The sequence below is a fragment of the Shewanella nanhaiensis genome, assembly GCF_019457885.1.
GTDB classification, from domain to species: Bacteria; Pseudomonadota; Gammaproteobacteria; order Enterobacterales; family Shewanellaceae; genus Shewanella; species Shewanella nanhaiensis.
Window position 1 is genome coordinate 147,623 of sequence record NZ_JAHZST010000002.1, and the last position, 18,121, is coordinate 165,743.

Genomic DNA, 18,121 nt, shown 5'->3' on the forward strand with positions numbered 1-18,121 from the left:
TCACAACGAATGTAATTTCTTTTACCCACCTTTGAAACAAGAAGGTAAACCCCTTGTAAAACAAGGTAATAAAGATCACGTACAATCATCATTTCGTGACTCTAGTCACAAAATAAAGTTCCTCACTTATGCCAGAATCCAGCTCAATAAATTGATAGATGCTGTCTTAGTCACAACAATTTATACCAATAACAATCTGTTTATTCAGATATATAGCTAAACATCTCAATCATGATTCTATCCAGCTGATACGCAAAGTTGTCGCATCACTGCTACAATTTTAGCAATTGCTTATGTAATAAAAATGACACAAACCAGCATACCCGGTTTTTAAACGCTGAATGTGAATCTGTCACAAAAACAGGAGCTAAGCGGCCACAGAAGGTAAAAGTTTGATCTAGTCCACAATCTTATTGACATAAATCTGTAAACTTCGGCCTCATGTTTGTTACAAGGTTGGATGCTTGCAACAAGTCTAAACCATAAATAACCATTAAAAAATGGAGAAGAACTTAGGTTCTTGGGAGCACGTAAAACATGAAAAAAACACTAATCTCTGCATCAGTAGCATCTGTACTTACACTGGCTTCATTCGGCGCGCTAGCCGATGGTCCTAACTTCTATGGTCGTCTAGATCTTTCTGTGACTAACTCTGATAAGAGCAGCACACTTCAAAGTGGTACTAACGGTGCAGAAAATGGCGAAAGCGGTACATACCTAGAAAACAACTTCTCACACGTGGGTGTTAAGGGCAGCGAAAGCCTAACTAGCAACATCGATGTGATCTACCAGATGGAGTTCCAAGTAGAGAACACTTCTGGCTCTGGTGACGTATTTAAGGCTCGTAACACTTTCCTAGGTCTTAAATCTTCAGCTGGTACCGTACTTGTTGGTCGTAACGATACAGTATTTAAGCAAGCAGAAGGTGGCGTAGATATTTTCGGTAACACTAACGCCGATATCGATCGTCTAGTTGGTGGTCAAACACGTTCTTCAGACGGTATCTGGTACTACTCACCAAAGATCGCCGATCTAGTCACGTTAAACGCAACTTACCTGATGGAAGATAACCAGACAGATAAAGCGGGCAACCGAATCGACGAAAACCAATATGCACTAAGTGCAACTATCGGTGACAAGAAGCTTAAAGCACAAAACTACTATGTAGCTGCAGCATACAACACTGTAGGCGGTATTGATGCTTACCGTGGTGTTGCTCAAGTCAAACTTGGTGATTTCAAAATCGGTGGTCTATTCCAGAATACTGAAAGCCAAACTGACTCAACTCAAGAAGGTAACTCTTACTTCGTAAACGTGGCATACAACCTAAACGGCGTTAACCTAAAAGCTGAATACGGTAAAGATGAAGCTGGTTTCGGTAAGTACTACAAAAACATCACTGATGTAGAAGGTACTGACGTAAACGTTCAGTCAATCACTGTCGGTGCTGACTACAAGGTATCTAAATCAACTATGGTTTACGGTCACTACGCTATGTATGAAGGCGACCACAAAACCGCAGCTGGTAAAGTTAACCTAGAAGATGACAACGTATTCACTGTTGGTGTACGTTACAACTTCTAATCTTTATTTCAGAAGAGCCTGTCTATAGCTAGGTTTTCTGATATAAGATTTAAAGGCGGCCTTTGGTCGCCTTTCTATTTTCTACTCAACGCTTAAAGAGTCCCAATATAAATGGGTGAATAACCACACATCCTCTTCACTGTCTTGAGTCAAATCTCACTCATATAAATTCTTACCTCTTTCTTAAATTAAAGTATCTCTTTAATAAGCAATACTTTAACTAAAAGACAATACCTTGGCCTATTATTTGCCTTTATCACTCATGCTCCATGCAGGTTATTCCATATAGCATCAATATAAAGCGTAAATACTCGATTTATTGATGCGAAACTGAAAATAATCAACTGAGTAATATGGGTGGAGCAAAATAAAAATAATAGTTAACACTCAGTTCAAGGGAATATAGAAATGAACAAGACATTAATCTCTACCACGCTTGCCTCAATTTTCACATTAACCTCATTCGGCGCGCTAGCCGATGGACCTAACTTCTATGGTCGACTCGACCTTGCTGTGACCAACTCAGATACTGGCGCAACAACACAAGAGAAGAAAGATGGCACTGTGATTGAAAATAACTTCTCCCATGTCGGTGTAAAAGGCAGTGAAACATTAACTAAGGGTTTCGATGTTATCTACCAGATGGAGTTTCAAGTAGAAAACACCTCAACCAATAAAGATGTCTTCAAGGCTAGAAATACCTACCTAGGCCTAAAAACAGTAGCGGGTACCTTACTGATTGGTCGTAACGACACGGTATTTAAACAATCTGAAGGTGGTATCGATCTATTTGGTAACTCAAATGCTGATATTGATCGTTTAGTCGGTGGGCAAACTCGCTCTGCCGATGGGATCTGGTACTACTCACCAAAAATTGCCAACCTAGTATCCATTAACGCAACTTATCTGATGGAGGACAACCAACGTGACGCCAATGGTAATGTTATTGATGAAACTCAATACGCAATAAATGCCATTATGGGTGATAAGAAGTTGAAAAGCCAAAACTACTACCTGGCAGCCGCATACAATACTATCGGTGGTATAGATGCGTATCGGGGTGTTGCTCAAGTCAAACTTGGTGATTTCAAAATCGGTGGTCTATTTCAAAATACTGAAAGCCAAACTGACTCAACTCAAGAAGGTAACTCTTATTTCGTAAACCTGGCATACAACCTAAACGGCATTAACCTTAAAGCTGAATACGGTAAGGATGAGGCGGGTTTCGGTAAATACTACAAGAACATTACAGCTGGCGTCAGAGGAACAGATATAGATGTGCAGGTTATCACCCTTGGTGCTGATTATAAGCTCGCTAAATCGACACTAATTTATGGCCACTATGCCATGTATGAGGGTGACCATAATACATTAGCGGGCAAAGTGAGCTTAGAAGACGATAACATTTTCACCATTGGTGCACGTTACAACTTCTGATGCTATTGACTTAAATGATATAACGTACAAGTTGATAGATAGCGACCAAATGGTCGCTTCTACGCCTGTAAAGAGGCTGTTAGATAGAGAAATCTAGCCTCTTCTTTTGAGCTGATAAACGGACTCTGTTAGCCAAGGTACCTGTTTATTTATAAAACGTGGGTTCTCGTTTAACACATCTTCACAACTAAGGAGCTCAAGCTCGAAATCATCCGCCATGTTAGCCATTACCCAATCATTAGAAACAGCAAAAGGAGGCCCTTTTAACGCTTCTTGCGGGTAATCTAAAGTAACAAGTAGACCCACACTTTTTGGGGGCAGTAGTTCAGTAAGCTTTTCAACATAAGCTAAGCGCATCGCCTCTGGCCAAGCAATCAAAGCGGCTCTATCATAAAAAGCATCCACTCCAGATAGCTCTTCGGACGTCAAAGAGAAGAGATCTCCTTGGTAGAGTGTAATGTCTCTGGCATCAAATCGATTAAGCTCACTAATGGATTCATTAGCAGGTGTCATCAAATAAGCGAAACTGTTCTCAGCAAAAAACTGCTCTACAGCTGTTTGATTAAGCTCGCAGCCCACCACTTTATGACCTAACTCAGCCAGGTAACAAAGATCCAAACTTTTACCGCATAGTGGAACAAATACCTGACAATCCTGCGCTAAATCAAGCATGGACCAGTGCTTAATCAGCAAAGGGTTCACTTCACTTAAATGAAAACCTATCTGCTCTGCATTCCACTTACTGTGCCAAAAATCGGGTTCCATACATCTGTCCTGTTAAAGTATCCTAGAGAAAGCGCCTCGCTGTCTCATACTGATTGGTATCGGTTTATATCCCGCTACTCTATAGGAACAGATCTTGGAAGCAAAGTGCTTCTCTACTGGTTAGTACCCTCCTTGTTTACCAACTTACTTAAAAGCGGTTATTCGATGGCTAAGACTTTTTGCGTTTTCCTCAGCCAAACACAGTTTTCACAGCTACAGTTTCTTCTCGAGAGATGATGCGGTGTCAGACTCGAATCGATAAAATCGACAGCGATCAGGAGTTGTTGTTTAAGCTCAGCGACCGACTTCTCCTCCACTGCAACTAATTCATCGTTGTGATTCATCCACACACATTCCATCCCCTGATGGCAATTAAGACACTGCTCATCGCTAGTATTAAAAAAACCTGCGTGGGGGCAAAATTTCAACTCCATAGATTGAATAATGCGTTTTCTTGGATAATCAAGTAGCTCAATTAATAGGGCTTTATCTACTTCTGTCATATGCCCTCCTTTACTTTAAATTCAGAGATCTAACGAAGTATTTATCGTTATATTAGTATCTGACTAAGAGATTACCTGCCAAAGTTTGTTACTGAATTGATGTAGGTCAAGGTGTGTTCCGAAAAGGTTCGATAGAGAGGGATATTTACTCTAACCCCATAGCTAGATTCAGTTTTTATTTAAATATAATTCACGATAAAAATGCGGTTCAAGTATAAAGACTTAGAAAGTTACGGCAGAGTTTTATCGAAATGGATTGGCATAGGCTCAGCTTATTGATTTAATGGACTTGCGTCCCTAACACGAGTGTAGATAGTCAAATATGCCGAATTCCCATTACCCCGCTAAGCAGACTCATTCAACCACTCAATCTTCAACAAAGAAACCTGAGCCACAACTGCAACATTTCTACATCTCAGAAGAGCAATCTATCTACCTGCTCAAAGCTAACGATGCCCGCAAACATAGAGCCTGGATTCGACTCTGTAAGCAGCAACTAGCAAAACTGGGTTATGTCGATCTGGACTTAGTCGGTAAAGGCGCTTACGGATTTGTATTTTCAGGCACTGATCCCAATGGTGAAGCCCATGTCTTTAAGTTCTCACGGGTCACATTACCCCAGCATGTACAAGATCGCCTCGAAGAGGAAGCCTTCATGCTATCTCAGGTAATACACCCTAACGTGCCTCCGGTGATTAAGTTTGCCCATGGAGGCAAACAGGGGATCTTAGTTATGGCACGCGCACCCGGCGAAGATCTCGAGCAGCTATGTTTAAAAAGAGGCGCGCTTCCCGCCCATATGGTGATGAGTATTGCTAGGCAACTGGCCAATATCTTACAGTATCTGCACCATGGTCGCCCTTTAGTCCATGGGGATATCAAACCCTCTAATCTGGTTTACGATGTAGAAACAGATCACCTCTCACTTATCGACTGGGGCTCAGCGGTATTCGCTCAACGCGATGCAAAGGGGGAGCCTGTTAATGGCAACGTGATGGATCTACTCTCCAGCGACCATCAACACACCAATGCGAGAATGGGTGATGTTTATTTTATCGGAGAGGAGCAACTTAACGGTGAGCTATCCAGCACTCGATTCGATGAGCAAGGTGCTGCAGCCACCCTATATGCCATCGCTTCAGGTCAAGCGAGTCGTTTTGGCAGCAAGGTGATAAAACCCACCAGCATAGGGCTACCGGTAGAACTGGCTAGAACTCTTGACGGTATGCTTAGCGACAATCCGAAACAGCGACAACTCGCAGGTGATTACTTCCTTAAAAGCATGCTCCACAGTCATAGGATGCATCTACCAGTTTTAAATAAACCTCCCTTAATAGAGGATATTCCTGTTTGGGAGTTGACCCGCGAGCGTGACGTTGAGACCGTGATCTATAGCTCTCGTAAATCCTTCCTTAAGGAGCACACTGGCGAAGATCCCATTGAAAAAATGGACGATCTGCAGCTGGAAAAGTATTACCGCAACTTTATGGCTGGTATGGGAGACACAGAGAAGGGCTTTATTGCTGCCGTAGGTCGATTAAGTCAGTACTCTATCGTCGGAGGGCTAGCGATCCATTGGCAAGAAACAGGGGTGTTTATCGATTCAAATCTAGCACTCTACAGTCGTGAGGAGCGAGAGCCTCTTATTTTAGCCGTGAATAATATGGTCACTCTTGCCAGAGGGATCAAACGTATAGGGGTGTTTAAAGCCTGCTTTTTTAACGCGCGTGACACCTTACATTTAGAGCGTGATGATACTGATAAACCCTTCTTAATCGACCCCAATCAACAGCTCCCCTTCGAAGTTGGTAGAGTCCCCTCTTTGGAAGATAAATCTCGCCTACACTCCTATTTTGAAGATGGACGAGATCCCGATGAAAACCTTGAGCTTCCCAGTGAGATCATGACTGAACTGAGTTGGATCAATAAGATCCATCATACAGGATGTATCATTTTTGAAGTGCTACCAAAACATATGAAGGTACACAGTTACTTAAGGCTGCTTAACCCAAGGAAGCAGGCGGCATTCAGAGCCAGCCTGGACAGAATATTGAGTCATGTGGATAAGATACAGGGCAAAGGTGTATCAGGCTTTATGAAACTGCCATACAAGAATACCCGTAGGTTTAGTCACATCGACAGTAAAGAGGAGTGGTTTTACCCGAAAAATCCAAAAATGGATAATAAGGACTAACTGTTAAGAGGGAGGGAAGTTGACCTCCCTCTTTTTTAATCTAACTCTTAGGATCTTCTTTGCTATCCTCTTTATGCTCAACCCTATGTTCATTTGGATCGCGCTTGTGCTCAAAATCACCATCAAAGGTATCACCACCTTCAGGGTTTTGACTATCTCGCTTAAATGGATCGTTACCAAAAGGACTGCCACCCTGTGAAAAGCCACCAGGACCAAAACCGCCCTGAAAACCACCATTAGCAGCCACTTTGACTTGCATGCGCTTATAAAGAAAACCAGCAACAGGGATACGGGTAAATGGCGTCAGCAAGACTAGACCGATAAAGTCGGTCACAAACCCAGGGATCAAAAGCAGTAATCCGGCCACAGCCAACATCATACCTTCAACTATCTCCTGACCAGGCGCTTCGCCACGAGCCAGCTTCTGCTGAACCTGCATCAAGGTGCTAATGCCTTGACTGCGCACTAACGATACACCAACAATCGCCGTGAAAAAAACCAAACCAACAGTGGTCCAGCTACCTAAAGACTCACCAACTTTAATGAGGACATTGAGTTCAACGACAGGAACCAAAATAAAGATGACTATAAAAACAAAAAACACATCGACCTCACAAAATCTGGCAGAGAAAAAACAATTGTACCCAATATGAAAACTAAATGGGGGTTTACGGGTCTATTTTCAAGTAAAGCGTCTCCTTCAGCTCTTTTCCCAGTACTGAAGATAGGGATAAGCTCACTATTTTAGTGATGCCTTAATGCAAGAAAATATGAAAACGCGTAAAGTAGTTTTCAAATTAGAATATGTTCAGTTTAGCGACTTTAGCTTAAACCAGTTTTAATCATATAAGCTAAAAAACAGATGAGATAATCACACTATGCAAGATGAGCTTCTACTGGTCACGACCAGCTGCCCAACCTCTGAACTGGCGACTCAAATCGCTCAAGTATTAGTGGGAAGTAAGCTAGCTACTTGTATACAGGTATCAGCCCCTGTTACCTCAATATATGAGTGGCAAGGTGAGATATGTGAAGAGACAGAGTTCAACCTGCAGATAAAATGTTTAACGCTGAACTATGCAGAGATAGAAAACCAAATAAAACAGCTGCATCCCTACGAGGTACCAGAAATCATCGCTGTCCCTATCAGTCATGGTTTACCTGACTACCTTAAGTGGATACATGATGTGAGTAAGAGATAAAAGTTAACAGCGAATCTATCATCTTGCCCATTTTAACCGTAACATCTGGGCCAGCCACCGATTTTTGATTGGATAACAGAACAAGATAAGCATGAAAAAAATAATCACTCTGGCACTTTCATTGGTGCTCACAAGCTCCCTACTACTGCTTACTCCTTTAGCTCATAGTGAAGGCGTTTTCAGTAACAGCAAATTCAGCTTTCTTAAGGATGAACCTAAATTAATGCCTGTTGATGAAGCCTTCGTCTTCGATTTTAAACAGGAAGGAGAACAACTTAAAATAAGCTGGGTTATTGCAGACGGCTACTACATGTATCGCGACAAACTCAAGTTTGAAGCAGAGGGCGCATTACTTGGTGAGATAGCTCTACCAAAAGGTAAAGAGCACAAGGATGAATATTTTGGCGAACAAGAGGTTTACTACTCCTTCGTTGAGTTCCCCATCGCAATAAAAGAAGCCAGTGATCAGTCTAATGTCACCATCACCTTTATGGGCTGCGCCGAAGGAAAACTCTGCTTCCCTCCAACCAAAAAACAGGCACTACTATCGGCAGTCCCTCTCAATGACGGTCTACTAAAAGATAAAGCTCAAGAGCTATTGACTCCCGAAGCTAATAGTAAAACCGTTACAGAGCCTATAACCCAGCAAGATAGCTTAAGTCAGATGCTATCAGGTGACAGCCTTATTTGGACTTTAGTGATCTTTTTTGGATTAGGAATTGGCCTTGCGCTAACCCCATGTGTTTTCCCTATGTATCCAATTCTATCTGGCATCATAGTCGGTCAAGGGAAGAAGTTATCGACAGCGAAAGCCTTTAGCCTCTCTATGGTCTATGTCCAAGGCATGGCGATCACCTACTCCTTGTTAGGACTGGTTGTGGCATCGGCTGGCATGAAGTATCAAGCGGCTCTGCAACATCCAGCTGTACTCATCGTATTAGCCATACTTTTCTTTGTCTTAAGCCTATCTATGTTTGGCTTATACGAATTAAAGCTACCTTCAAGCTGGCAGGAGAAGATGAACAGCTTCTCCAACAACCAGAAGGGGGGCAATGTTATTGGTGTCTTCGTAATGGGGATCATCTCAGGCTTAGTCGCCTCACCTTGTACCACTGCGCCACTCTCTGGTGCGCTGGTCTATGTTGCTCAAACCGGCGACCTATTGCAGGGATTTCTAGCGCTATATGTACTGAGTATGGGGATGGGACTACCACTGCTAATTATAGGTACTTCAGGTGGTAAGCTACTGCCAAGAGCTGGTAGCTGGATGGATATCATCAAGACCGTATTTGGCTTCCTACTGATCGCTGTGTCTGTTGTGATGATCGGCCGAATCTGGCCAGGCTTTATCTCAGATATCCTATGGTCTATCTGGGGCGTCGCGCTAATTGGTTACCTGATGCACCAGAATAAGCTCACTGAGTTTAACTGGAAGCAATCGACTCGCTCAGTCCTGCTGACTTTAGGCCTGTTAGCTAGCTTCTCCTATGGTTTCCAAGCGGTAATGAGTGAGCTAGGACTACAAAGTCATAGCCATAGCCAAGGTGAGCAAACACAACTTCATGGCCATAAGCCCATTAAATCTATCGCTGACTTAGAAGCAGAAGTGAGCGCCGCAGCAGCACAGGGAAAGCCGGTTATGTTAGATCTCTATGCCGATTGGTGCGTTGCCTGTAAAGAGTTTGAAGCCATTACCTTTAAAGATCCAGAGGTGCAGAAACGTCTATCTCAGATAGTCTTCCTACAGGCTGATGTGACTAAAAATGATATGACCGATATCGAACTGCTCGAACACTATGACGTACTTGGATTGCCTACACTGTTAATGTTTGACAGCTCAGGTGGGTTAAGTGATGAGCTCAGAGTCACAGGCTTTATGAAGCCTGAAGCGTTTGCTAAACACTTAGATCTATTGCTGGCTAAATAGTAAAGTACCCCAATAAAAAGCCTCCGGATGGAGGCTTTTTATTGAATATTACTTCAACTCTTGTTCAAAGAGTTTATAGATACGTCGGTATTCATCTAACCAGCTCGATGGCTCCTTGAAACCATGTGGCTCAACTGGGTAGATAGCAGTTTCAAACATCGGCTTTTCAAGCTCAATCAAGCGTTGAACCAAACGCACACTATCTTGGAAGAAAACATTATCGTCTAATACTCCACTCATGATAAGCAGAGGCTTTTGTAACCCCTGTGCATGCTCAATTGGCGAGCTACGCTCATAAGCAATTGGATCAACATCCGGTGTATTAAGAATATTTGAGGTATAAGGCGCATTATAGTGTGCCCAGTCAGTCACAGGACGCAAAGCTGCACCCGCTTGGAATAGCTCTGGCTCATTAAAGAGTGCCATAAAGGTCAGGAAGCCACCGTATGAGCCACCATAGGTGCCGACTCTGTTAGCATCAACATTAGCATTAGCTGCCATCCAGTTTACGCCATCTTCAAGATCTTCCACCTCTGGCGTGCCCATTTGACGATACACAGCTGTGCGCCAGTCACGGCCATACCCTTTCGAACCACGATAATCCATATCCATCACCACATAACCTTGCTGGGTGAGTAGATTGTGGAACATAAACTCACGGAAATAGCCTGAGAAGCCATAATGAGCATTTTGCAGATAACCAGCTCCATGATTAAAGATCACCGCAGGATACTTCTCTGCTTGGCTCTTATCATACCCTTGTGGCAAGTAGACTCTGGCATAAACTTCACCAGCGCCATGACTTGATGGAACAGCAACCACCTCTGGTGCTTGCCATGCATAGTCCTTAAAGGCATCACTGGTGTATGAGGTCATCTTCTTCAGCTCACCACCTATCGGCTGCAGATAAAGCTCACTTGGTTCAGTTCGACGAGAAGCGTTAAGCAGCAGGCTCTTACCGTCCGGGCTTAAGCTGTAATCGAGTTGACCATCCCACTGGGTTAACTGCTCATCTTTACCTGTGCTCACTTCAACACGGTACACGTTATCGATACCAGGATGACGCTTATTTGCCTTGTAGTAGATAAACTGCGCTTTCGGGCCCAAGGTGATATCACTGACAACATATTTACCTTGAGTCAGCGGCTCAACCTGCTCGCCAGCACGTTTAAGGTAGATATGGGAATACCCAGTCTCCTCAGACAAATAATAGAGATCATCACTCTTTGGTAACCAACCAAACTGGTTAAAGTTATAGTTCACCCAAGCTTCATCATGCAGTCTGTGCTCAGTTGTTAACGAGCCTTTTCCCAGATCCAGTGTTGCTATCCAGCGATCTTTATTATCGATAGCTTCAAGCATGATAGCGACTTTATTCTCTGTCTCCTGCCACTGAATTGCGCTTTGCTCCCAGCCCCAATCTTGCATTAGCTGAATCTTACGGGGTGTGCGCTCGCTCTTATATGACTCCCCTTTTGCCTTAGCATTTTCAGACTTAACCTTAGCTAGCACATCCTCATCGAAGCCCTCTAGTCCTTCGATAGTGATCGCTTTTTCTGTATGAGTATCAAGATCGAGGAGTACTAAACGCTCACCTGGGTTCTTATCTTCTGCAACGCGTGCTCTAGCAGGTACAGCATCAACATAACCCTCTTTACCTAAGTAGTTAGGCATAATGTCGTGCTCAGCGCGCCAGCTATACTTTTTATCAATGAGTGATAACAGCACAAAGCGCCCGTCAGGTGAAAGAGACAGATTAGTCACCCTCTCCCCCTCTCCTAAATACCAAACCTTGCTGGCCATTGTAGGATCGGCTTTTGTTAGCTCTTTCTTGTACTGCTCTTTTTGCATCTCTTTATCATGTTGCTGCGCAACATATTGAATCAATCTGTGTTGCTGCTTAGCAATATAACTCGATGGTTCTTCAACACCTTTAGGTTTAGCTGACATCTTGATGCTAGCTATCTGCTCATGTAAGCCACTGCTGTTGTGAATTTGGAAGATATTATCTCCCTGCCAGTAAGCGATATCACCATTGTTAAGGAAGCGCACACCATTAACTGGCGTATTTTGTCTAGTCAACTGCGACACCTGACCAGAGCTCAACTGTTTTACAAAGATGTTCCCTTGATAGATATACGCTTTTTTACTTTTTTCGCTATTAAGCACACCATATTGCTGGGAAGTGTTATGCAGTTCATTAAGGGAGAGCTGAGTGGCTGTGGTCTCACCAACTCCTTGCTCAAAATAGCTCTTCACTGGATCGCCATGAGCTTGTCTTGCAAAGTAGATAGACTGACTGTCATCCCCCCAATATGCCCCTTTAGCCAACACTCCCATCCAGTCTGGATTAGCCATGATCTGTTTTAGAGTCAGAGATTCATTAACCTTGGGCGGGGTGGCGAGTAATACCTGATTTTGTAATGGAGTTAGCTGTTCAATCGCAGTTTGATCATTTGATGTTGCTGCACAGCCACTTAAGATGGCAATAGCCAGAACACTCAGTCCTGAATGTCTTATCAGACTTGTCATTACGCTTCCTTTTTATTTTTCAATGATCCTGACCTTCAGATACAGAGAGTCATACAGCGTCATTGATATTATTTTGCGATATTTATATCACAAAATTGAGTAACTTTAGTCAGGAATATAGAGGAATCTTGTAACAAGCTGAGAAATTGAAGCGATAAAAAACAGCAAGGCTAAGAAGTTGTACAACTAGCTTAGACTAAGGAAGTTATGCAACAGCTCATGCCCTTGTTCAGTGAGCACTGACTCAGGGTGAAACTGAACCCCATAAATAGGAAGATGCTTATGACTCATGGCCATGATCTCGCGACCACAATCCTCATCATCAAACCAGGCATCGAGAATGAAGTCTTTAGGCAGAGAGCCGACCAAAAGTGAGTGATAGCGGGTCACTGTAAGTGGGTCTTTCAGCTCTTTGAAGAGTCGATTACCCAGATGGTTAATACAGCTGGTTTTACCGTGCATCACACGTTTAGCACGGATCACTTGTGCTCCAAACACCTGAGCGATGGCCTGATGACCTAAGCAGACACCTAAAATCGGCAGTTTACCTGCAAAATGTTCAATCGCCGCTAACGATATCCCCGCCTCATTAGGGCTACGGGGACCAGGTGAGATAACAATATGGCTTGGTGCTAGCTTATCTATATCTGCTAAAGTGATCTCATCATTACGCTTAACCACGACCTCTTGACCTAGTTGCTGGAAATACTGCACTAAGTTAAAAGTAAATGAGTCGTAATTGTCGATCATTAAAAGCATAAACGGTCCGAAATATAAAACACTGCACTCTACCAATTGGGCGCAGATGCTACCACAGAGTCCCTTTAGGATCATCACACATAATACAAAAACGGCTATGCTTAAGCCTAGATAAATAAGAGCGATTAAAATGCCGAACCTACCCTCTCTTTTTCTTAAGCTATTGACCTTAGGCTGCCAACATAGCAGTAGTAAAACCTTAGAGCGTAAGGTAATACAGGTGAACCTTGGTGTGATGGTCAGCGCGGCGACCATACTCACCTTTGATTTTCTGTTTTACCTCACAGGAAATTGGGCACTCATCTATTCCGGGCTGATACAGACTCCATTCCTGCTTATGCTACCAATCGTCTGGTGGTTAAATCATATTGGCCGACTATTTTTGGCAAGATGGGCTATCTTTATCATTGTCATATCCGATACAACTTCCACCCTGCTTTTGGCTCAGGGAACCCAGCTACTTATACACTACTACTTCTTGCTATTTGCCATCATCCCCGCAGCATTCTTCGAGATGTCCCAATGGCGATCATCGGCGCTCTTATTTATAACTAACCTAAGCCTCTATTTTTTCTTCCAATTAAACGGCTGGCAGGCACTTCCTGAAATATATGAACTGCAGGCGCAGCAACTCAATCTTCTTAGGGTTATCATGGTCGGATCCAGCGTGTTTACCATTATCTTACTGCTATTGATAAGTGAACGTTACTCAGAAAGGAACGAGGTTTTTCTAGAAAAACTCGCCAATACCGACCCGCTAACCTCCCTCAATAACCGTCGCCACTTTATCGATAATGTTCAGCAACGACTGGTAGAAAAGTTAGATCAAAATCTCGCTCTTGCCATCATAGATATAGACCACTTTAAGCAAATAAATGACACGGGTGGCCACGATGCAGGAGATGAAGCACTCAAACATATTAGCCAGATACTTAGTAAACATGTTGGGAAAAAGGAGCTACTGGCTAGAATTGGAGGTGAGGAGTTTGCGATCCTCTACATAAACTCCACTTCAGAGTTAGCGACTAAAAAAGGCAATGCACTCCTTAGGCAATTTGAAAGCACTCCTTTTTACTATTTCGAAAAGGAGTACAAGATCACTGCTTCAATCGGCTTATGTATATTTACAGGCCAGCAGGATCTAGATCAAGTCATGAGGGAGGCGGATGAAGCACTTTATCAGGCTAAAGAGGAGGGAAGAAACCGACAAAAGACCAGAAAACTTGCATAAAAAAGCCAGTCATCTGACTGGCTCTTACTGACTAACTTGCTAAGTTTTACTTAACCAGCGTGAGGTGACCTCGTCGCTTTGGTTCTGATGTTTTAGGAGTATCATCCACAGCCTCAATGACAACGTCCTCATCTTCTGCTTCTTCAACTACAGATAAACCAGACTCAAACTCATCATCTTCAAGTTGATACGCTTCCTCTACATCAAAAACAGTACCTGCACCATTTTCTCTGGCGTAGATTGCAACGATTGATGCCATTGGAAGAACAACCTGTTGAGGTACACCACCAAAACGTGCATTGAACTCGATATACTCATGACCAATCTGTAGATTACCTACAGCTGAAGAGGTGATATTAAGTACAATCTGACCATCTTTAACATATTGCTGTGGAACTTGAGTACCCGGAACAAAGGCGTCAACAACGACATGTGGGGTCAACTCATTATCCATTAACCAGTCATAATATGCCTGTAATAAATATGGACGATTCGGGGTCATAGGTTTCATTTAAGCACCCATGCGCATTTCGCGCTCAGCCTCAGTTAAAGACGCTTTAAATGATTCACGATCGAATAGACGTGTCATATAGGCTTTAACTTCTTTCGCTGTACGGATATCAAGTTCGATACCAAGTACAGGTAGGCGCCACAACAGTGGGCCAAGGTAGCAATCAGCTAAACCAAACTCTTCAGCCATAAAATATGGCATCTCATTAAATACTGGCGCGATAGCCGTTAAACCTTCTTGCAGCTCTTTACGAGCAGCGTCGGCACGATCACCACTTCTGATACGATCAACCAGTGTGTACCAATCATTCTTGATACGGTGCATCATCAAACGTGTGCGTCCGCGTGAAACTGGGTACACAGGCATTAGAGGTGGATGTGGGAAACGCTCATCCAAGTACTCCATAATGATACGAGAGTTGTAAAGTACTAGCTCACGATCGACCAAGGTTGGCACTGTGTTATAAGGGTTCAATTCGATTAAATCTTCAGGCATTTCACTTGGTTCAACCTGAAGTACATCAACTGTAACTCCTTTTTCAGCTAAGACGATACGAACTTGATGACTATAGAGATCGTCAGCACCTGAATACAGGGTCATGATTGAGCGTTTATTGGCAGCAACAGCCATTGATACCCTCCGAGATTTAAAGGAAAAAGCAAAAAAACAAAAAGCAAAACGAGGGGCAAAGCCCCCCGTTTACAGTATGCGAATAATGCATTCTAACCTTTCTAAAGGTTAGTGTACATCTTTCCAGTACTCTTTCTTCAGGAAGTAAGCAATGATGAAGAAGATAAACAGGAAGCCCATTACCCACCAACCTAAGCTTTCACGCTCAAGTTTAACAGGATCACCCGAGTAAACGAGGAACCCGGTAATGTCACGAACCACTTGATCATACTCTTCAGCATTTAGCTTGCCACCAGTAGAGACTATAGTGCCATCCTCTTGCTTAACAGGAAGACCTTGTAGCTCCTCTAATACATGTGGCATACCTACAGATGGGAATACAGTGTTATTCACACCAAATGGACGGCTCTCATCATGGTAGAAACCTTTCAGATAAGAGTAGAGCCAATCTTCACCACGTACTCGCGCAACTAAGGTGAGATCTGGTGGAGTAGCACCGAACCATTTAGCAGCATCTTTAGATGGAATGGAGTTCTCCATCAAGCTACCGATCTTAATGCTATCGTCAAATATATACTTAGCACGCATATCATCGACAGAGATACCTAAGTCATCGGCAACACGACTATAACGCTGATATTGAGTACTATGGCAACCAGCACAGTAGTGCTGAAAACTATCTAAACCACGTTGTAGTGACTCTTTATCATGCAGATCAATATTTGCACTCTCTAAAGGTACATTTGATCCACCAGCTGCAAATGCTAAAGACGGAATTAAGGTAACTAATGCAATAATTAATTTTTTCATTAGTGAGTCAACCTCTCTGGAACAGGTTTAGTCTTCTCATTCTTACTGTAGATCCACAGCGCTAAGAAGAAGCCGAAGTAAGTCAGAGTAAAGATACGAGCAGCGATAGTCAGAGCTGGTGTAGCAGGAACCGCACCTAGGTAACCTAGAACAATAAATGACACTGCAAACTGACTTATGTTCAACTTATGAACCATACTGCGGTAACGTACCGACTTAACCTTACAGCGATCTAACCAAGGCAATACAAACAGTACTGCAATAGCAAGCCCCATACCCACAACACCTAATAATTTATCAGGGATTGCACGCAAGATTGCATAGAAAGGAGTGAAGTACCAAACCGGTGCAATATGCTCAGGGGTCTTCATCGGGTTAGCCGCCTCGAAGTTAGGTTTCTCAAGGAAATAACCACCACCTTCAGGCATAAAGAAGAGCACATAACAGAAGACTATCAGGAAGCCTGCGACACCCATGATATCTTTAACTGTGTAGTAAGGGTGGAACGGAATACCATCAACTGGCCAGCCATTCTCATCTTTATTCTTCTTAATCTCGATACCGTCTGGGTTATTCGATCCCACTTCATGCAGCGCAATCAAGTGAAGGAAAACAAGAACAACTAATACCAGAGGTAGTGCGATGACGTGGAGTGCAAAGAAACGGTTAAGTGTTGCCCCAGAGACGACAAAGTCACCACGGATCCACAAGGTCAGATCATCACCAATAACGGGAATAGCGCCAAACAATGAGATAATAACCTGTGCTCCCCAGTAGGACATCTGTCCCCATGGAAGCAGGTAACCCATAAAGGCTTCAGCCATTAACACTAGGAAGATCAACATACCGAAGAGCCAGAGTAGTTCTCTAGGCTTCTGGTATGAACCGTAAATTAAGCCACGGAACATATGCAGGTATATCACCACAAAAAATGCCGAAGCACCTGTAGAGTGCATATAACGTAGTAACCAACCGTATTCAACATCACGCATGATGTATTCGATTGAAGCAAATGCGCCTTCAGCCGTAGGTACATAGTTCATCGTCAACCAGATCCCTGTTAGTAACTGGTTAACCAGAACTAACATGGCTAGTGAGCCGAAAAAGTACCAAAAATTAAAGTTAGTCGGTGTCGCATATTGACCAACATGACGGTTGTAGGTGGCCGTCATTGGAATGCGAGCATCAATCCAATCAACAATATTCTTAACCATTACGCATCCCCCTGGTCTACACCGATGATGACATTGTTATCGTCGATATACTGATGAGGTGGAACTACTAAGTTTAACGGAGCGGGTACACCTTGGAATACACGACCAGCCATATCAAACTTAGAGCCATGACATGGGCAGAAGAAACCAGAAGGCACGCCTTCAACCTGCTCACCAAATGTATCTGGCAAGTAGGTAGGAGAACAACCTAAGTGAGTACATAGGCCCACGGCGATAAAGAACTCAGGGTTGATTGAACGCCCAGCATTCTGCGCGTAAGCAGGCTGCTGCTCTTCAACTGATGCAGGATCACGAAGTTGATCATCAAGAGTTGCAAGGTTCGCAAGAATCTCCTCAGTACGGCGTACAACCCATACAGGCTTTCCACGCCACTCAACACGGATCAATTGACCCGGCTCTACTTTACTTATGTTTACTTCAACCGGCGCACCTGCAGCTTTCGCTTTGGCACTCGGATTCCATGACTTTATAAAAGGAACCGCTACAGCGACGGCACCTGCACCACCTACTACGGCGGTTGCTGCGGTCAGAAATCTGCGACGTCCGGTATCGACTGGCGCATTGCTCATCCACTTATCTCCAGAGAGTGTTGGAATTTTTGTTGTTTATTTTTCAGAATTTGGTGTTTACCTCAAAACGTAAAAACGAAACTTGAGGTGGTGCTCATTATAGCCAAAAATCAGAAGCAGATCATAGTAAAACAGATAACAAAGTTAACTATGTTAGGAAAATACTCTGCTTAGCTTAAAAAACACACGTTATAACTAAGGTTTTAAAGGGAAGGCAACAAAAAGATAGGAG

Annotated in this window: 16 protein-coding genes; 6 read left to right on the forward strand and 10 right to left on the reverse strand. The window is 43.3% G+C overall.

The window, feature by feature from the left end; genetic code table 11:
* The first annotated feature begins 537 nt into the window (after positions 1-537).
* Positions 538-1,584, forward strand: coding sequence for a porin (locus K0625_RS02890; RefSeq protein WP_220108293.1), 1,047 nt, complete (start codon positions 538-540; stop codon positions 1,582-1,584).
* A gap of 408 nt (positions 1,585-1,992) precedes the next feature.
* A complete protein-coding gene (locus K0625_RS02895; protein WP_220108294.1) occupies positions 1,993-3,021 on the forward strand; it encodes a porin in 1,029 nt (342 codons plus the stop codon).
* A gap of 93 nt (positions 3,022-3,114) precedes the next feature.
* On the opposite strand, the gene K0625_RS02900 is transcribed toward K0625_RS02895, so the two are convergent.
* Together K0625_RS02900 and K0625_RS02905 are read right to left on the reverse strand one after the other, a co-directional pair.
* Positions 3,115-3,786: a thiopurine S-methyltransferase gene (locus K0625_RS02900; RefSeq protein WP_220108295.1), complete on the reverse strand. Its 672-nt coding sequence runs from the start codon at positions 3,784-3,786 to the stop codon at positions 3,115-3,117.
* A gap of 158 nt (positions 3,787-3,944) precedes the next feature.
* Positions 3,945-4,289, reverse strand: a complete 345-nt coding sequence (locus K0625_RS02905) for a hypothetical protein (RefSeq protein WP_220108296.1) — start codon at positions 4,287-4,289, stop codon at positions 3,945-3,947.
* Positions 4,290-4,611: 322 nt separating this feature from the next.
* On the opposite strand from K0625_RS02905, the gene K0625_RS02910 reads away from it, so the two are divergent.
* Entirely contained in the window at positions 4,612-6,483 is a 1,872-nt protein-coding gene (locus K0625_RS02910) for a serine/threonine protein kinase (protein ID WP_232846895.1), read from the forward strand.
* A 40-nt stretch (positions 6,484-6,523) separates the two neighbouring features.
* Here K0625_RS02910 and K0625_RS02915 read toward each other — a convergent pair whose 3' ends face one another.
* The gene (locus K0625_RS02915) at positions 6,524-7,087 is read right to left on the reverse strand and encodes an FxsA family protein (protein ID WP_220108297.1); all 564 of its coding nucleotides are present in this window, start codon (positions 7,085-7,087) and stop codon (positions 6,524-6,526) included.
* Positions 7,088-7,361: 274 nt separating this feature from the next.
* On the opposite strand from K0625_RS02915, the gene cutA reads away from it, so the two are divergent.
* Positions 7,362-7,685: a divalent-cation tolerance protein CutA gene (gene cutA / locus K0625_RS02920; protein WP_220108298.1), complete on the forward strand. Its 324-nt coding sequence runs from the start codon at positions 7,362-7,364 to the stop codon at positions 7,683-7,685.
* 91 nt (positions 7,686-7,776) lie between these two features.
* On the forward strand, positions 7,777-9,612 hold the full coding sequence (locus K0625_RS02925) for a protein-disulfide reductase DsbD (RefSeq protein WP_220108299.1): 1,836 nt from the start codon (positions 7,777-7,779) through the stop codon (positions 9,610-9,612).
* Positions 9,613-9,660: 48 nt separating this feature from the next.
* On the opposite strand, the gene K0625_RS02930 is transcribed toward K0625_RS02925, so the two are convergent.
* Positions 9,661-12,144 carry a S9 family peptidase gene (locus K0625_RS02930; RefSeq protein ID WP_220108300.1) on the reverse strand — a complete coding sequence of 828 codons (2,484 nt, stop codon included), beginning with the start codon at positions 12,142-12,144 and terminating at the stop codon, positions 9,661-9,663.
* 186 nt (positions 12,145-12,330) lie between these two features.
* Complete coding sequence (locus K0625_RS02935) at positions 12,331-12,903, reverse strand: anthranilate synthase component II (protein WP_220108301.1); 573 nt, start codon at positions 12,901-12,903, stop codon at positions 12,331-12,333.
* Positions 12,904-13,033: 130 nt separating this feature from the next.
* Here K0625_RS02935 and K0625_RS02940 point away from each other — a divergent pair, with 130 nt between their 5' ends.
* Entirely contained in the window at positions 13,034-14,134 is a 1,101-nt protein-coding gene (locus tag K0625_RS02940; RefSeq protein ID WP_220108302.1) for a GGDEF domain-containing protein, read from the forward strand.
* Between the two features lie 46 nt (positions 14,135-14,180).
* Here the strand turns inward: K0625_RS02940 and K0625_RS02945 are convergent, their stop codons facing one another.
* The 5 genes from K0625_RS02945 to petA form a co-directional block, all read right to left on the reverse strand.
* Positions 14,181-14,645: a ClpXP protease specificity-enhancing factor gene (locus K0625_RS02945; RefSeq protein ID WP_220108303.1), complete on the reverse strand. Its 465-nt coding sequence runs from the start codon at positions 14,643-14,645 to the stop codon at positions 14,181-14,183.
* Positions 14,646-15,275, reverse strand: a complete 630-nt coding sequence (gene sspA / locus K0625_RS02950; RefSeq protein ID WP_220108304.1) for a stringent starvation protein SspA — start codon at positions 15,273-15,275, stop codon at positions 14,646-14,648.
* Positions 15,276-15,383: 108 nt separating this feature from the next.
* The gene (locus K0625_RS02955; RefSeq protein WP_220108305.1) at positions 15,384-16,085 is read right to left on the reverse strand and encodes a cytochrome c1; all 702 of its coding nucleotides are present in this window, start codon (positions 16,083-16,085) and stop codon (positions 15,384-15,386) included.
* Positions 16,085-17,299, reverse strand: a complete 1,215-nt coding sequence (locus K0625_RS02960) for a cytochrome b (protein ID WP_220108306.1) — start codon at positions 17,297-17,299, stop codon at positions 16,085-16,087. Before K0625_RS02960 ends, K0625_RS02955 begins: the two co-directional genes overlap by 1 nt.
* Positions 17,299-17,889: a ubiquinol-cytochrome c reductase iron-sulfur subunit gene (gene petA, locus K0625_RS02965; protein WP_220108307.1), complete on the reverse strand. Its 591-nt coding sequence runs from the start codon at positions 17,887-17,889 to the stop codon at positions 17,299-17,301. Before petA ends, K0625_RS02960 begins: the two co-directional genes overlap by 1 nt.
* Positions 17,890-18,121: the final 232 nt, after the last annotated feature.

Excerpts from the sequence above, each read along its gene's own strand:
- K0625_RS02890 (WP_220108293.1), top strand. The coding sequence starts at position 538 with ATGAAAAAAACACTAATCTCTGCATCAGTAGCATCTGTACTTACACTG.
- K0625_RS02895 (WP_220108294.1), top strand. The coding sequence starts at position 1,993 with ATGAACAAGACATTAATCTCTACCACGCTTGCCTCAATTTTCACATTA.
- K0625_RS02900 (WP_220108295.1), bottom strand. The coding sequence starts at position 3,786 with ATGGAACCCGATTTTTGGCACAGTAAGTGGAATGCAGAGCAGATAGGT.
- K0625_RS02905 (WP_220108296.1), bottom strand. The coding sequence starts at position 4,289 with ATGACAGAAGTAGATAAAGCCCTATTAATTGAGCTACTTGATTATCCA.
- K0625_RS02910 (WP_232846895.1), top strand. The coding sequence starts at position 4,612 with ATGCCGAATTCCCATTACCCCGCTAAGCAGACTCATTCAACCACTCAA.
- cutA (WP_220108298.1), top strand. The coding sequence starts at position 7,362 with ATGCAAGATGAGCTTCTACTGGTCACGACCAGCTGCCCAACCTCTGAA.
- K0625_RS02925 (WP_220108299.1), top strand. The coding sequence starts at position 7,777 with ATGAAAAAAATAATCACTCTGGCACTTTCATTGGTGCTCACAAGCTCC.
- K0625_RS02930 (WP_220108300.1), bottom strand. The coding sequence starts at position 12,144 with ATGACAAGTCTGATAAGACATTCAGGACTGAGTGTTCTGGCTATTGCC.
- K0625_RS02935 (WP_220108301.1), bottom strand. The coding sequence starts at position 12,903 with ATGCTTTTAATGATCGACAATTACGACTCATTTACTTTTAACTTAGTG.
- K0625_RS02940 (WP_220108302.1), top strand. The coding sequence starts at position 13,034 with ATGCCGAACCTACCCTCTCTTTTTCTTAAGCTATTGACCTTAGGCTGC.
- K0625_RS02945 (WP_220108303.1), bottom strand. The coding sequence starts at position 14,645 with ATGAAACCTATGACCCCGAATCGTCCATATTTATTACAGGCATATTAT.
- sspA (WP_220108304.1), bottom strand. The coding sequence starts at position 15,275 with ATGGCTGTTGCTGCCAATAAACGCTCAATCATGACCCTGTATTCAGGT.
- K0625_RS02955 (WP_220108305.1), bottom strand. The coding sequence starts at position 16,085 with ATGAAAAAATTAATTATTGCATTAGTTACCTTAATTCCGTCTTTAGCA.
- K0625_RS02960 (WP_220108306.1), bottom strand. The coding sequence starts at position 17,299 with ATGGTTAAGAATATTGTTGATTGGATTGATGCTCGCATTCCAATGACG.
- petA (WP_220108307.1), bottom strand. The coding sequence starts at position 17,889 with ATGAGCAATGCGCCAGTCGATACCGGACGTCGCAGATTTCTGACCGCA.